General features: G+C 68.3%; 13 protein-coding genes and 1 tRNA gene. 8 read left to right on the top strand and 6 right to left on the bottom strand.

Annotation, left to right across the window (positions count from 1 at the left end; all coding sequences use genetic code 11):
• Positions 1 to 81: 81 nt before the first annotated feature.
• Positions 82 to 2,772 (bottom strand): DNA polymerase I, encoded by a 2,691-nt coding sequence (gene polA / locus AB0J97_RS25880; protein WP_364092680.1) that lies wholly within the window; start codon positions 2,770 to 2,772, stop codon positions 82 to 84.
• 131 nt (positions 2,773 to 2,903) lie between these two features.
• On the opposite strand from polA, the gene AB0J97_RS25885 reads away from it, so the two are divergent.
• From AB0J97_RS25885 to AB0J97_RS25910, 6 genes are all read left to right on the top strand, one after another.
• The gene (locus AB0J97_RS25885) at positions 2,904 to 3,254 is read left to right on the top strand and encodes a hotdog fold thioesterase (RefSeq protein WP_357704627.1); all 351 of its coding nucleotides are present in this window, start codon (positions 2,904 to 2,906) and stop codon (positions 3,252 to 3,254) included.
• A 518-nt stretch (positions 3,255 to 3,772) separates the two neighbouring features.
• Positions 3,773 to 4,933 (top strand): branched-chain amino acid ABC transporter permease, encoded by a 1,161-nt coding sequence (locus AB0J97_RS25890; protein ID WP_364092682.1) that lies wholly within the window; start codon positions 3,773 to 3,775, stop codon positions 4,931 to 4,933.
• Positions 4,934 to 4,949: 16 nt separating this feature from the next.
• Positions 4,950 to 5,948, top strand: coding sequence for a branched-chain amino acid ABC transporter permease (locus AB0J97_RS25895; RefSeq protein WP_357704426.1), 999 nt, complete (start codon positions 4,950 to 4,952; stop codon positions 5,946 to 5,948).
• Positions 5,938 to 6,876 (top strand): ABC transporter ATP-binding protein, encoded by a 939-nt coding sequence (locus AB0J97_RS25900; protein ID WP_357704424.1) that lies wholly within the window; start codon positions 5,938 to 5,940, stop codon positions 6,874 to 6,876. The genes AB0J97_RS25895 and AB0J97_RS25900 overlap by 11 nt, the downstream gene beginning before the upstream one ends.
• Positions 6,873 to 7,685 carry an ABC transporter ATP-binding protein gene (locus tag AB0J97_RS25905; protein WP_364092685.1) on the top strand — a complete coding sequence of 271 codons (813 nt, stop codon included), beginning with the start codon at positions 6,873 to 6,875 and terminating at the stop codon, positions 7,683 to 7,685. Before AB0J97_RS25900 ends, AB0J97_RS25905 begins: the two co-directional genes overlap by 4 nt.
• 59 nt (positions 7,686 to 7,744) lie before the next feature.
• A complete protein-coding gene (locus tag AB0J97_RS25910) occupies positions 7,745 to 8,146 on the top strand; it encodes a hypothetical protein (RefSeq protein ID WP_364092687.1) in 402 nt (133 codons plus the stop codon).
• A 49-nt stretch (positions 8,147 to 8,195) separates the two neighbouring features.
• Here AB0J97_RS25910 and AB0J97_RS25915 read toward each other — a convergent pair whose 3' ends face one another.
• Entirely contained in the window at positions 8,196 to 9,491 is a 1,296-nt protein-coding gene (locus AB0J97_RS25915; protein ID WP_364092689.1) for an ABC transporter substrate-binding protein, read from the bottom strand.
• 340 nt (positions 9,492 to 9,831) lie between these two features.
• On the opposite strand from AB0J97_RS25915, the gene AB0J97_RS25920 reads away from it, so the two are divergent.
• Positions 9,832 to 10,530, top strand: coding sequence for a hypothetical protein (locus AB0J97_RS25920; protein WP_364092692.1), 699 nt, complete (start codon positions 9,832 to 9,834; stop codon positions 10,528 to 10,530).
• A 3-nt stretch (positions 10,531 to 10,533) separates the two neighbouring features.
• Here the strand turns inward: AB0J97_RS25920 and AB0J97_RS25925 are convergent, their stop codons facing one another.
• The 3 genes from AB0J97_RS25925 to AB0J97_RS25935 form a co-directional block, all read right to left on the bottom strand.
• Complete coding sequence (locus tag AB0J97_RS25925; protein WP_357704415.1) at positions 10,534 to 11,841, bottom strand: ABC transporter substrate-binding protein; 1,308 nt, start codon at positions 11,839 to 11,841, stop codon at positions 10,534 to 10,536.
• A 251-nt stretch (positions 11,842 to 12,092) separates the two neighbouring features.
• Complete coding sequence (locus tag AB0J97_RS25930; protein WP_364092694.1) at positions 12,093 to 13,385, bottom strand: ABC transporter substrate-binding protein; 1,293 nt, start codon at positions 13,383 to 13,385, stop codon at positions 12,093 to 12,095.
• 151 nt (positions 13,386 to 13,536) lie between these two features.
• Positions 13,537 to 14,121, bottom strand: a complete 585-nt coding sequence (locus tag AB0J97_RS25935) for a response regulator (protein WP_352327599.1) — start codon at positions 14,119 to 14,121, stop codon at positions 13,537 to 13,539.
• An 89-nt stretch (positions 14,122 to 14,210) separates the two neighbouring features.
• On the opposite strand from AB0J97_RS25935, the gene AB0J97_RS25940 reads away from it, so the two are divergent.
• Positions 14,211 to 14,283 (top strand) — tRNA-Leu (locus AB0J97_RS25940).
• Between the two features lie 145 nt (positions 14,284 to 14,428).
• Here AB0J97_RS25940 and AB0J97_RS25945 read toward each other — a convergent pair.
• Positions 14,429 to 15,022: a TIGR03086 family metal-binding protein gene (locus tag AB0J97_RS25945; RefSeq protein ID WP_364092697.1), complete on the bottom strand. Its 594-nt coding sequence runs from the start codon at positions 15,020 to 15,022 to the stop codon at positions 14,429 to 14,431.
• Positions 15,023 to 15,166 lie beyond the last annotated feature (144 nt).

The following is a 15,166-nucleotide window of genomic DNA, read 5'->3' on the forward strand; positions in this document are numbered from 1 at the left end:
GTAGACGAGAAGCCCCGGAGACGGCGGGGCTACGCCGTTCGCGATATGTCGGACTGCCCCGCCGTGTCGGGATAAACATCGTCAGTGGCCGGCGTCCTCCCACGTACGCCCGACGCCCACCGAGACCTCCAGCGGAACGCGCAGGTGGTAGGCGGCGTTCATCTGGTCGCACACCAGCTGCCGCAACGTCTCCAGCTCGCCCGGCGCGACCTCGAACACCAGCTCGTCGTGCACCTGCAGCAACATCCGGGAGGCCAGCCCCTCCTCGGCGATGGCCTGGTGGACGTGGAGCATGGCGACCTTGATGATGTCGGCCGCCGAGCCCTGGATGGGGGCGTTGAGCGCCATGCGCTCGGCCATCTCCCTGCGCTGGCGGTTGTCGCTGGTCAGGTCGGGCAGGTAGCGGCGGCGGCCCATGATCGTCTCGGTGTAGCCGTCGGTGCGCGCCTGGGCCACGATGGCCTGCAGGAAGTCGCGTACGCCGCCGAACTCGGTGAAGTACTCCTCCTTCAGCGCCCGCGCCTCGGAGACCGGGATGTTGAGCTGCCCGGACAGGCCGAAGTCGGACAGGCCGTAGGCCAGGCCGTAGTTCATCGCCTTGATGCGCGCCCGCAGCTCGCCGTCGATCTGCTCGGGCGGCAGGTCGAACACCCGGGCCGCGGTGGCCTGGTGGAAGTCGTGGCCGGACTCGAAGGCCTCGATCAGCGACTCGTCGCCGGACAGGTGGGCCATGATGCGCAGCTCGATCTGGCTGTAGTCGGCCGTCAGCAGCTGCTCGAAGCCCTCGCCGACCACGAAGCCCTGCCGGATGCGGCGGCCCTCCGCGGTGCGGATCGGGATGTTCTGCAGGTTGGGCTTCTCCGACGACAGGCGGCCGGTCGCGGCGATGATCTGGTTGAACGTGGTGTGGATGCGGCCGTCGTCGCCGATCTCCTTGATCAGGCCCTCGACCGTGGTGCGCAGCTTCTGCTGGTCGCGGTGGCGCAGCATGATCGTCGGCAGCTCGTGCTCGGTCTGGGTGGCGAGCCAGGCGAGCTGGTCGGCGTCGGTGCTGTAGCCGGTCTTGATCTTCTTCGTCTTGGGCAGGTTGAGCCGGGTGAAGAGGATCTCCTGCAGCTGCTTGGGCGAGCCGAGGTTGAACTGCTCGCCGACGGCGCGGTGGGCCTCCTCCACGGCGTGCTTGACCGCGGCGCCGAACTCGGCCTCCAGACCGGCGAAGTACTGGCTGTCGACGGCGATGCCGGCCCGCTCCATCTCGGCCAGCACCGACAGCAGCGGCAGCTCGACGTCGGCCAGGAGCTGGGTGCCGCCGCGGCCGGCCAGGAAGCTCTCAAGAGAGTCGGCCAGCTCGCGCACGGCGTGGGCGCGCAGCGCGAGGTCTTTGGCCGGGGCGTCCTCGTCGTCGCCGAACAGCGCGGCCTGGCCGCCGGACTCCTCCTCGGCCCGCAGGTCGCGGTGGAGGTAGCGCCTGGCCAGGTCTTCCAGCGCGAACGTGCGCTGGCCCGGCATGGCGAGGTAGGCGGCCAGCGCGGTGTCGCAGCTCAGGCCGCGCAGCTCCAGGCCCTGGGCCCACAGGGCCAGGATCGGGCCCTTGGCGTCGTGGACGGCCTTGGGCCTGCTCGCGTCGCCCAGCCAGGCCCGCAGCGCCGCCTCGTCGGCCTCGGTGAGCTTGACGGGGTCGATGTGGGCGGCGGTGCCGTCGGGCGAGGCGACGGCGATGCCGTCGATGCGGCCCGAGCCGCTGCCGTAGGAGCCCTTGAAGGCCAGCCCGGCGCGGCCCTGCGGCAGCGCCGCCAGCCAGCCGGCGACCCGGTCGGGCCCGAGGATGACGGTCTCGACCTCGAAGCCCTGCTCGGGCTCCGCCTCGCCGGTGCCGAGCACCTTGAAGACGCGCTCGCGCAGCTCGCCGCGGATCTGCAGGGTGTCGAACAGCTTGTTGATCTCCTCGCGCTCCCACACGCCCTGCGTGAGGTCGCCGAGGTCGACGTCGAGCGGCACGTCGCGCAGCAGCTCGGTGAGGCGGCGGTTCATCAGCACCTGGGCGACGTGCTCGCGCAGCTTGTCGCCGACCTTGCCCTTGACCTCGTCGACGCGGTCGACCAGGGCGGTCAGCGAGCCGAACTCGCGCACCCACTTGGCCGCGGTCTTCTCGCCGACGCTGGGGATGGACAGCAGGTTGTCGCTGGGGTCGCCGCGCAGGGCGGCGAAGTCGGGGTACTGGGCCGGGGTCAGGCCGTACTTCTCCTCGACCGCCTCGGGGGTGAACCTGGTCATGTCGCTGATGCCCCGGCGCGTCATGAGGACGGTGACGTTCTCGTTGACGAGCTGCAGGGCGTCGCGGTCGCCGGTGACGATCAGGACGTTCATCCCCTGCTCGGCCGCGCGGGTGGCCAGGGTGGCGATGAGGTCGTCGGCCTCGAAGCCCGCCTTGGACAGGTGCGGGACGCGCAGCGTGTCGAGCAGCTCGTAGATGAGCTGCATCTGGCCGCGGAAGTCTTCGGGGGTCTCGCTCCTGTTGGCCTTGTAGTCGGAGTATTCCTCGTGGCGGAACGTCGGCTCCGACCTGTCGAAGGCCACCGCCACGTGGGTCGGCTGCTCGTCGCGCAGGATGTTCGTCAGCATCGAGGTGAACCCGTAGACCGCCTCGGTGTGCTGACCGTCGGTGGTCATGAGGTTGGCGTCTTTGAGCGCGTAGAAGGCGCGGTAGGCCAGGGAATGCCCGTCGAGCAGCAACAGACACGGGCGGCTGGGGGTCACTTCACTCTTCGGCACGTACGCAGCCTAGTCTGCGTCAACGACAGAAAACCCGAGCTCGGAAGAGTGGAGAGATCCCCTTGACGCATACCGATCCTTTGGACTTCTCCGCCTACGGCGCGGTGCACGAGGGCACGCTGGCCGAACGGATGGGCATCGAGTTCGTCGAGGCCGGCGCCGAGCGCGTCGTCGGCAGGATGCCGGTCGAGGGCAACACCCAGCCCTACGGCCTGCTGCACGGCGGCGCGTCGGTGGTGCTGGCCGAGACGCTGGGCTCGGTGGCCGCGGCGATCCACGCGGGCCCCGGCCGGATCGCCGTCGGCATCGAGATCAACGCCACCCATCACCGCTCGGCGACCTCCGGCCACGTGACCGGGGTCGCGACCAGGTTGCACGGCGGACGCACTTTGGCGACCTACGAGATCGAGATCACCGACGACGAGGGACGCCGCGTGTGCACCTCCAGATTGACGTGCATGCTGCGCGACCAGCGCCCCTGACGTCACTTTGACGGAACCTTTGCGCAGCGGCCCCATCGATCGCTACGGTTGTCCGAACAGAGCCCGCGGGGAGGCCCGGTAGATAACGTGTACGGCCGGGGAAGCCCTACATGGCCCCAAAGGCCGCTCCGCGGGCTCGTCCACGTTTTCTCCCCATCGTTATCGTTTCGTTTCCGCCGCAGCCAGGCGTCTTCCCTCATTTAGCCCCTGACCTGCCGCGTTGTTTCCTCACATGTGTGCCACACGCATGTCACTAATTGGTGACGAACCATACTGAAACGGGCGTCTCCGGAATAAGCTCCCGCCATTGCATCCCAGTTGTGCCTGCGATGCGCGCGTGTCGAGATGGAGGGGTACAACCCCGCCTTGACCTATTTGAGGGAGCACCATTGCGCAGAGCCGTGATCGCGTTCACGGCCTTCCTGGGTGGACTCATCTTCCTGCTGGCCAGTCCCGCGCAGGCGGGGCCGGCTGGATGCCAGGGTTTGAAGGGGACGCTCAAACTCCAAGGCCAGCCAGTGAACGGCGTCAAAATCGCCGTGACCACCGAGGGCGGACAACCCGTCAAGGAGGTCACAACAAACGCACAGGGCACGTGGGAAGTTCCTACCGACAAGGGCAAGTTCAAGGTCACCCTTGACCCCGGCAGCCTGCCGAAGAACGCCGAGGTGCGCGGGGGCAGCAATGTCCGCACGCCGACCGTCTTCGAGGGCAACTGCTCGACCGTGCTGTTCGCGTTGCAGGCCAAGGGCGTGGCAGGCCAGCCACAGGGAGACGCGGAGAGCGGCGAGAGCACGTTCTGGGACACCGCGGCGCAGCTCGCCTTCGAGGGGCTCAACCTCGGCCTGATCATCGCCCTGGCCGCGCTCGGCCTGTCGCTGATCTACGGCACGACCGGCCTGACCAACTTCGCCCACGGAGAGCTGGTCACACTCGGCGCGGTGCTGGCGTACATGTTCAACGTGGGCGCCGGCCTCCATCTCATCCCCGCCGCGGTGCTCGCCGTGGCGCTGGGCGGCGCGTTCGGCTACGCCCAGGACCGCCTCTTCTGGGGCCAGCTCCGCAGGCGCGGCACCGGCATCATCGCCATGATGATCATCTCCATCGGCGTCGCGCTGGTCATGCGCTACGTCATGCTGATCTTCTTCGGCGGCCAGAACGAGGCCTACGCCCAGTACACGGCCCAGCCCGGCATCCAGGTCGGGCCGATCTCCGCGGCCCCCAAGAACTTCGTGGCGATGGGCATCGAGCTGGCCGTGCTGCTGCTGGTCGGCTTCGCGCTGCTGCGCACCCGCACCGGCAAGGCGGCCAGGGCCGTGTCCGACAACCCCGCTCTCGCGGCCTCGTCGGGCATCAACGTCGACCGGGTCATCCGGACCGTCTGGACCCTGGGCGGCGCCATCGCGGCGCTGGCCGGCATCATGCTCGGGCTCTCGCAGAACCTGAAGTACACGATGGGCCAGGACATCCTGCTGCTCATCTTCGCCGGCGTCACGCTCGGCGGGCTCGGCACCGCCTTCGGCGCGCTGGTCGGATCGCTGGTGGTCGGCCTGTTCATCCAGGTCTCCACCCTGTGGGTGCCGCCGGAGCTCAAGAGCGTCGGCGCGCTGGTCGTGCTCATCATCGTGCTCCTCGTCCGGCCCCAGGGCATCCTGGGCCGCCGCGAGCGAATCGGCTGATCGGGGGAGGATCAGAATGGACTGGATCACGATCATCAGCACGACGCTGAAGTCCGCGGTCGGCGTCGAGACCGTGCTGTACGCGCTCGCCGCGATCGGCATCAACATCCAATTCGGCTACACCGGCCTGCTCAACTTCGGCCAGGCGGCGTTCATGGGCGTGGCCGGCTACGGCCTGGCCGTCACCGTCACCGTCATGGGGCTGCCGTTCTGGGTCGGCATCATCGTCGGCCTGCTCGCCGCCGTGCTCCTGGCGATCCTGCTCGGCATCCCGACCCTCCAGCTCCGCGCCGACTACCTGGCCATCGTCACCATCGCGGCGGCCGAGATCGTCCGGCTGGTGTTCCGGTCGGTGGCGTTCAAGAGCGTCTTCGGCGGCTCGGACGGCCAGCGCGGCTTCTCCGACGGCTTCTACGCGCTCAACCCCTACCCCGAGGGCCAGTACGGCTTCAACCTGGGCTCCGTCCCCCTGTTCTTCAACAACAGGGTGCTGTGGGTGCTGACCGTCGGCTGGGTGCTCATCGCCCTGTGCTGCGGCCTGGTCTACCTGCTGATGAAGAGCCCCTGGGGCCGCGTGCTCAAGGCCATCCGCGAGGACGAGGACGCCGTGCGCAGCCTCGGCAAGAACGTCTTCTCCTACAAGATGCAGTCGCTCATCCTGGGCGGCGTCGTGGGCTGCCTGGGCGGCTTCATCTACGGCCTTGCCTACGCCTCCGTCCAGCCCGACATCTTCGGCACCGAGACCACGTTCTACGCGTACACAATGGTCATCCTCGGCGGCGCCGCCCGCGTGCTCGGGCCCGTCGTGGGCGCGTCCATCTTCTGGGTGCTGCTCGTCCTGATCTACGGCGTGCTCTCCGAGGCCGTCGGCGCCGGGATCATCACCTTCATGGACACGAACCAGGTGGGCGCCGTCCGCTGGATCCTGGTCGGCCTGGGCCTCGTCCTGTTGCTCATCTTCCGGCCACAGGGCATCTTCGGCGACAAGAGGGAGATAGCGATCAATGCACGCTGAAACCACGGCCACCGAGCGCAAGGCCGCGGCGCTGGCCGTCTTCAAGGACCTGGCCCGCGAGCCGGGCGTGCCCAAGCCGGACCCGATCCTCACCGTCGACAACGTCGTGCGCCGCTTCGGCGGCCTGACCGCGGTCGAGGTCGGCCACGTCGAGATCCAGCGGGGTTCCATCACCGCGCTGATCGGCCCCAACGGCGCCGGCAAGACGACCTTCTTCAACCAGCTCACCGGCTTCGACACGGCCGACTCCGGCTCGTGGACGTTCAACGGCCGCAGCATGAACGGGGTGCCGGCCCACAAGGTCGCCCGCGCCGGCATGGTGCGCACCTTCCAGCTGACCAAGGCGCTGTCCCGCCTGACCGTCATGGAGAACATGCGCCTGGGCGCCCAGCAGCAGAAGGGCGAGACCTTCTGGCGGGCGCTCATCCCCGGCATGTGGCGCGGTCAGGAGGACGAGATCACCGTCCGCGCCGAGGAGCTGCTCGAACGCTTCAAGCTCGGCGCCAAGCGGGACGACTTCGCCGGATCGTTGTCCGGCGGCCAGCGCAAGCTGCTGGAGATGGCCCGCGCCCTCATGGTCCAGCCCGAGCTGGTCATGCTGGACGAGCCCATGGCGGGCGTGAACCCCGCCCTGACCCAGTCGCTGCTCGGCCACGTCAAGGACCTGCGCGAGCAGGGCATGACGGTGCTGTTCGTCGAGCACGACATGGACATGGTCCGCGACATCAGCGACTGGGTGATCGTCATGGCGCAGGGCGCCGTGATCGCCGAGGGCCCGCCCGACACGATCATGTCGGACGAGCGCGTGATCGACGCCTACCTCGGCGCCCACCACGACGCCCCGCTGTCGGACACCGAACTGGAGACGCAGCTCCAGGAGGCCGAGGCGGCGCTGGAGGCCGAGATCGAAGAGGAGACGCAGAAGTGAGCGACGTCCCCGAGACGACCGCCCCCGAGTCCGCACCCGAGTCGCAGGCGGCCGTCACCGGCCGCGCCGCGCACCTGGAGGGCGCCGCCGACGCCGTGCTGCGGTGCGACGAGCTGATCGCCGGCTACCTGCCGGGCGTCAACATCCTCAACGGCTCCGACCTCTACGTCAAAGAGGGCGAGCTGATCGGCATCATCGGCCCCAACGGCGCCGGCAAGTCGACGCTGCTGAAGGCGATGTTCGGGCTGGTCAACATCCGCAGCGGCACGGTGCTGCTCAAGGGTGAGAACATCACGAACATGAAGGCGCACTCGCTGGTCTCCCGCGGCGTCGGTTACGTGCCGCAGACCAACAACGTCTTCCCCAGCCTCACCATCGAGGAGAACCTGGAGATGGGCGCCTTCCAGGTGCCCGGCAAGTTCAAGGAGCGCTTCGAGTTCGTCGCCGAGCTGTTCCCGGCGCTCAAGGAGCGGCGCAAGCAGCGGGCGGGCTCCCTGTCCGGCGGTGAGCGGCAGATGGTGGCCATGGCCAGGGCGCTCATGACCGAGCCGTCGGTGCTGCTGCTCGACGAGCCGTCGGCGGGCCTGTCGCCCAAGCTCCAGGACCTGGTCTTCATCCAGGCCCAGCAGATCAACAAGGCGGGCGTGACCGTGATCATGGTGGAGCAGAACGCCCGCCGCTGCCTCCAGATCTGCCACCGTGGCTACGTGCTCGACCAGGGCCGCAACGCCTACACCGGCACCGGCAGGCAGCTCGCCAACGACCCCAAGGTCATCGAGCTGTACCTCGGCACGCTGGCCAAGGCGTAACCGAATCGAACGGCGGAGGGGCTCCCCCGGAGCCCCTCCGCCGTTTTTTAATGAGCGCTGTGAAACGATTATTGACCGTGGCGCTCGTCCTGCCCGTCCTGCTCGTCGGCTGCCAGGAGGACGCCTCCTCGGCGCAGAGGTACAGCACCGGCGGCGACCCGACCGACAGCCCGTGCGCGCGCGTGGTCTCGGCCATCGGGTACGCCGGCCTGATGCTCAAGCCGAAGGGCCAGGAGGACCAGCAGTACTTCGAGGACGCCGTCATCGGCCGGCTGGCCGAGCTGCGCGGCATCACGCTCCAGTTCGGCGACCGGCTGCCGGCCTCGCTGCACGCCGCCGTGCAGAGCGTCAAGTCGGCCACCGAGGGCCTGTCCAGGAACGACGTGCCGCACGAGCGGCAGGTGGCGCTGCTGCGGCAGTACCGGGCCGCCGCCGACCAGATCGTGGCCGGCTGCGCATGACGAAGGGGCCCGATCCTCGCGGACCGGGCCCTTCGCCGAACCTCGGACGTCAGCCGGCGATGTTGCCGGTGCGGTACTCCAGCGCCTTGGTGGCGTACTTGTTGTCCTTGCCGTACTGGTAGATGCCGATGGTGGCGACCGCGGGGTCACCGGCGTCGTTGAACTCGACCGGGCCGCTCACGCCGTCGTAGTCGATGTCCTTGCCGGCCTTGAGCAGGTCGACGCAGCTCTTGAAGTCCTTGCACTTCTCGCCACCCTTGCTGACCTCGGCCAGCTTGGCGGCGATGTCGACGCCCGCGTCGCTCTTGGCGGCCTCGGCGGCCAGCGCGAGCAGGTTCATCGCGTCGTAGGACTCGGGGGCGTAGCTGTAGTCCTCCAACTTGGGGTTGATGCCGAGGAGCTTCTTCTGGAACTCCTCCGGCGCGGCCGCACCCGGGATCGTGCCCTTGACGCCCTCAAGAGTGCCCTTGGGCATCTTGACGTAGTTCGTGTTGGAGGTGTTGCCGTCGACCATGTACCACTTGTGCTTGTCGGCCGGCAGACCCTGCTTGACCAGCTCCTGGATGACCTTGGCGGTCTCCTCGAACCCGATCATGACGATGCCCTTGGGGTTCTTGGCCTTGATCTTGGCCACGTCGGCCGAGAAGTCGGCGGCCTTGGGGTCGTAGTCGACGCGCTCGACGACCTCGCCGCCGCCGTCGGTGACCGTCTTCTGCACCTGGTCGGCCAGGCCGGTGCCGTAGGAGTCCTGCATCGCCAGGATGCCGACGGTGTCGTTGCCGTCGGACACCACCAGGTCGCCGAGCACGCGGCCCTGCAGCTTGTCCGGCGGCGAGGTGCGGAAGTACAGGCCCTTGTCCTCGATCGTGGTGAACTTGTCGGAGGTGTTGGCCGGCGAGAAGTGGATGACACCAGCGCCCGTGATCTTGTCGATCACCGACTCCGACACCGACGAGGACGCGGCGCCGATGATGGCGTCGGCCTTCTGGGCCAGGAGCTTGTCCACCGACTGCGAGGCGATGTTCGTGGTGGTGTCGCCCGAGTCGGTGTCGTACTTGGTGACGGGCTTGCCCAGCACGCCCCCGGCCTCGTTGATCTCCTTGATGGCCAGGTCGACGCCGGCGAACTCAGGCGGGCCGAGGAAGGCGAGCGAACCGGTCTGGGGCAGCAGCGTACCGATCGTGAGGGTGCCGTCGCCCTTGGCCGCGGGAGCCGACGACGATGGCGCGGCCGGCTGCGAGGTCTGCGTGGCGGTGTTGCTGCCGCCACCGCCGCAGGCCGTCAGGGCCAGGCTGGTGGCGGCCACGACAGCCAGCGCCCGCCCCACGGGAGCAATGCGGATCATGAAGTGTCTCCTTCATTTCCAGGCCGGGATCGTCAGCACCGCCGAGCGCTCCCGATCGAATGACGGAAACGTACAAAATCGCTGTGTACTCGAACCAGATGGCGGGGTGAACTGTCGGCACTTGGATGCGGAGTCGTAATCAGTCCTCAACTTACGGACCTGCGCTAGCAGGCTTAATGTGCGTCGGGTGAAGCGTTTTACGCCTGTCCTAGTCACGGCGGTCCTTGTTGCCGGGTGCACCTCGTCCCCGCCGCCCGCGCCGCCTTCCTCGGATCCTCCCGCCGGCGTATCGGTCACGCTGGAGCAATGGCGTTCCGACGAGCCCGTTCACGCGCTGGAGGTGGCCGTCCGTAATACCACCGGCATCCCCGTGTATTTCGCGGACGTCCAGCTCGTGACGCCGTCGTTCAAAACGTTGCCGCCGGAAAAGACGGACGCCACGATCAAACGGACCGAGCGCACCGACCTGCGCATCACCTACGGCCCGGCCAACTGCCTGCCCACGGGTCTGCCGCGCCTGGAGCCCGCGACCGTCGTGGCGAACATCCGCGCCGGCTCCGAGCAGCCGCGCCGGGTGGTCTTCCAGGTGCCGCACCCCAGCCCGCTGCTGACCCGCCTGTTACGGGACGAATGCTCGGAGTTCCTCATCAAGGAGGCCGCCGGCATCGAGTTCGGGCCCGACTGGAAGCAGGTGGGCAAGGCGATGCGGGGCAACCTGGTGGTCACGCGGCGCGGCGCGGGCAAGGTGACGCTGACCGAGCTCGACGGCACCACGCACTACATCATCACGCCGGACGCCGACCGGCGGCCCGTGGCCGAGCTGGAGGCCGGGCAGGAGCGGCTGGAGGTGCCGGTCACGCTCACCCCCGGCCGCTGCGACCCGCACGCCTTCGCCGAGGCCAAGAAGGCGTTCCTGTTCCCGGTGCGGGCCACCGTGGACGGGGGGCCCGAGCGGGTGGTGATCGTGGTGCCGCCCAAGCCGCTGCAGGATCGGCTGATCCAGTACTCGTTGCGAGTGTGCGGCCTGGGCGGCGGGTGAGGGTCAGCCCTCGATGTTGCCCGTGCGGTACTCCAGGGCCTTGGGGGCGTACTTGTTGTCGTCGCCGTACTGGTAGACGCCGATGGTGGCCACGGCGGGGTCACCGGCGTCGTTGAACTCGATCGGGCCGCTGATGCCGTCGTAGTCGATGTCCTTGCCGGCCTTCAGCAGGTCGGCGCAGTCCTTGAAGGTCTTGCACTTCTCGCCGCCCTTGCTGACCTCGGGCAGCTTGGCGGCGATGGACTTGCCGCTGTCGTCCTTGGCGGCCTCGGCCGCCAGGGCGATGAGGATCGCGGCGTCGTAGGACTCGGCCGCGTAGGTGTAGTCCTCCAGCTTGGGGTCGATCTCCAGGAGCTTCTTGCGGAAGTCCTCCGGGGCCTCGGCGCCGGGGATGGTGCCCTTGACGCCCTTGAGGGTGCCCTTGGGCATCTTGAGGTAGTTGGTGTTCGACATGTTGCCGTCCACCATGTACCACTTGGTCTTGTCGACCGTCAGGCCCTGCTTGACCAGCTCCTGGATGACCTTGGCGCCCTCCTCGAAGCCGATCAGCACGATCGCCTTCGGGTTCTTGGCCTTGATCTTGGCGACGTCCGCGGAGAACTCGGCCGCCTTCGGGTCGTAGTCGACGCGCTCGACGACGCTGGCGCCGGCCGCCTCGGCGGTCTTGGTCACCTGGTCGGCCAGGCCCGAGCCGTAGGAGTCCTGCATGGCCAGGATGCCGATGGTGTCGTTGCCGTCGGCGGCGATCAGGTCGCCGAGCACGCGGCCCTGCAGCTTGTCCGGCGGCGCGGTACGGAAGTACAGGCCCTGGTCGCTGATGGTGGTGAACTTGTCAGAGGTGTTGGCGGGCGAGAACTGCACCACGCCGGCACCGGTGACCTTGTCGATGATCGACTCGGACACCGACGAGGAGGCGGCGCCGATGATGGCGTCGGCCTTCTGCGCGATCAGCTTGTCCGCCGACTGCGAGGCCACGTTGGTGGTGGTGTCACCCGAGTCCGTGTGGATCTTGGTGACCGGCTTGCCGAGCACGCCGCCCGCGTCGTTGATCTCCTTGACGGCCTGGTCGACGCCGGCGAACTCGGGCGGGCCGAGGAAGGCCAGCGAGCCGGTCTGCGGCAGCACGGTGCCGATCGTCAGCGTGCCGTCACCCTTGGCCGCGTCCGTCTGGGTGGCCGGGGCCGACGAGGACGGCACCGCGGACGTGGTCTGCTGCGCGGCCGTGTCGCCACCGCCGCCACAGGCCGTCAGGGCCAGGCTCGCCGCTGCCGCGACGGCCAGGAAGCGCCCTGCTGGAGCAATGCGGATCATAAAAGAGACTCCCCTTATTCCCAGCGGGGAACGATCTCCCTCGCTGCGTTTAACGAGCTCAGCATGCCTCTTTGACGGGGAGATGTGGGGATTTCGGGTACTTTTATGCTAATTTGTAATGTCGCAATCACGTTCTGTAATTGCATGTTTCATCAGCGTTACGGTCTTGACTCCAAATGAACCACCCCAGCCCGAAATTTCAGGACTGGGGTGGTTCTATGGCGGGATGTCCGGCTTGCTGCCGTCACCGTCTAGCCGGCGATGTTGCCCTTGCGATATTCGAGCGCCTTGGCCGCGTCGTACTTGTTGTCCTTGTCGTACTGGTAGACCCCGATCGTCGCGATCGACGGGTCACCGGCGTCGTTGAAGTCCACCGGGCCGCTCACGCCGTCGTAGTCGATGTCCTTGCCCGCCTTGAGCAGGTCGGCGCAGGACTTGAAGTCCTGGCACTTCTCGCCGCCCTTGCTGACCTCGATCAGCTTGGGGGCCAGCGCGGTGCCCGAGTCGTCCTTGGCCGCCTCGGCCGCCAGGGCGAGCAGCGTCGTCGCGTCGTACGACTCCGCGGCGTAGGTGTAGTTCGTCAGCTTCGGGTTCACCGTGAGCAGCCGCTTCTGGAACGCCTCCGGCGCCGCCGCACCCGGGATCGTGCCCTTGACGCCCTTGAGCGTGCCCTTGGGCATCTTGAGGTAGTTGGAGTTCGACATGTTGCCGTCCACCATGTACCACTTGACCTTGTCGGCCGTCAGCCCCTGCTTGACCAGCTCCTGCACGACCTTCGCCGTCTCCTCGAAGCCGATCAGCACGATCGCCTTCGGGTTCTTGGCCTTGACCTTGGCCACGTCCGCGGAGAACTCGGCCGCCTTCGGGTCGTAGTCGACGCGCTCGACCACGGTCGCGCCGGCCTCCTCGGCGGTCTTGGTCACCTGGTCGGCCAGGCCCGAGCCGTAGGAGTCCTGCATGGCCAGGATGCCGACGGTGTCGTTGCCGTCGGCGGCCACCAGGTCACCCAGGACCCGGCCCTGCAGCTTGTCCGGCGGCGCCGTACGGAAGTACAGGCCCTGGTCGTTGATCGTGGTGAACTTGTCGGAGGTGTTGGCCGGCGAGAACTGCACCACGCCCGCCCGCGTGATCTTGTCCACGATCGACTCCGACACCGACGAGGACGCCGCGCCGATGATCGCGTCGGCCTTCTGGCCGAGCAGCTTGTCCACCGACTGCGAGGCGATGTTGGTCGTGGTGTCGCCCGAGTCGGTGTCGATCTTCACCACCGGCTTGCCGAGCACGCCCCCGGCGTCGTTGATCTCCTTGAGCGCCAGATCGACCCCGGCGAACTCGGGTGGTCCCAGATATGCGAGATTGCCCGTCTGGGGCAGCACGGTGCCGATCGTCAGCGTGCCGTCCCCCTTGGCCGCGGCGGCCGAGGAGGGCTTCACGGACGCGGCTCCGGTGGCGCCCGTCCCGGCGGTCGTGCCGCCGGTCGAACATGCCGCCAGTGCCAGGCTCGCCGCTGTGGCGACGGCCAGCGCATGGGAAATGCGGATCATCGAAAGCGTCTCCGTTCGAGATGAGCGGACCTTCCGTCCGCCCATCAGCATGCGCCGGGACGCCTGCGCCGAAGGAAGCCGAAGCCGGTTGGATGCCCAGTCGTGACCGGGTCACAACCCGCGGGGCTAAATCACCTGATATAGGCCCTTTTCACGCCCGCTCGGCCGCGTCGTCTATAACGATCTGAGCAACCTCCCGCATGCTCAGCCGCCGGTCCATCGACGCCTTCTGGATCCACCGGAACGCCTGCGGCTCGGTCCAGCCGTGCTGGGCCATCAGCTGGCCCTTGGCCCGCTCGACCAGCTTGCGGGTCTCCAGCCGCTCCGAGAGGCTGGACACCTCCGCGCTCAGCGCCACCATCTCCTCGTGCCTGCTGACCGCCATCTCGATCGCCGGCACCAGATCGGCCTTGGTGAACGGCTTCACCAGGTAGGCCATCGCCCCCGCGTCACGCGCGCGCTCCACCAGGTCACGCTGGGAGAAGGCGGTGAGGATGAGGCACGGCGCGATCCGGTCGGCCACGATGCGCTCGGCCGCCGAGATGCCGTCGAGCACGGGCATCTTCACGTCGAGGATGACGAGGTCGGGCCGCAGGTCGGCGGCGAGCTGGATCGCCTGCTCCCCGTCACCGGCCTCGCCCACGACGACGTAACCGTCCTCCTGGAGCATCTCCTTGAGGTCGAGGCGGATCAGGGCCTCGTCTTCCGCGATCACTACTCGCCGCTGCGTACTCACGAGCAGAAGAGTACAGACGTCCGGTAGATTAGATCCACGCCGGTGCGGCCTCGGGCATTACGCTGCGAGATCACCAACCGGACGAAACCGCCCCGGTAGACCAACGGCAGAGTCGATGGCCTCAAAATCCATACAGTGTGGGTTCGAATCCCACCCGGGGCACCGGCCTGACCGCCCGGCCCCCTCGTAGGCCGGGCGGTTTTCGCTTTTCCGCCCCCGACCGCCGTCATGACGACCGCACCGGGCTTCCTGTACACGCGTGTCCCCGACTGCCGGATCGACGCGTGGGCCCGAACTCCTGACCGGGTCAGGGCGTCCAGGAGGGTGAGCGGCCGAGGAGGGCGATCACGCGGTCGAGGGCCGTGGCGGTGTCGCCGGGCTCGACGCCGGGCAGGAACGCCTTCCCCGGACCGCGCGAGACCGGCGTGTCGGGCACCTGCGCGGCCAGCGGGAGGGCGGCCTCGGCGAGGTCGTCGTCGACGTTGGGCGGCACGGCCAGCGCCTTGGCGAGGTCCCAGTCGTGCACGACGCAGTCGATGAAGTGGAAGCCGATCGCCATGGCCGCCGGGAACGGGCCGCCGTCACGGATCTCGGGCAGGAAGAAGGCCCGGTCGAGCACGCCGTCGGCGGCGAAGGCGTCGACGACGGCCCGCGCCGAGGCGGCGTACTCGGCCACCGGGTCCTCGCCCAGGGCACGCGGCCGCCAGCTCGCCGGCTCCGAACGCGCGCCCGAGGCCGCCACGGCGAACCCGTGGTTCTGCACGATCTGGTGTTCCAGCAGGTCGCGGACGGCCCATCCGGCGCAGGGCGTCGGCCGGTCGAGGTCGGCGGGCTTGATCGTGTTCACCAGGTCGACGGTGGCCCGCACCGACCGCCGGTTGAGCTCGATGATGTCTGCCAAGGCACTGTCCCGTCGTCGTCGAAGAACCCACCGGTCGGCCCGTCCGGCCCGAGGGTGGCCAACCTGACGATGATGTCGGCCCCTCTGTGGCGGTGCGAGTGGTTTTCGGCGGCATCTCCTGGGGGCGCAGGTCGTCACGGCCGT

The sequence above is a fragment of the Nonomuraea sp. NPDC049607 genome (genome assembly GCF_040675375.1).
Taxonomy (GTDB): domain Bacteria; phylum Actinomycetota; class Actinomycetes; order Streptosporangiales; family Streptosporangiaceae; genus Nonomuraea.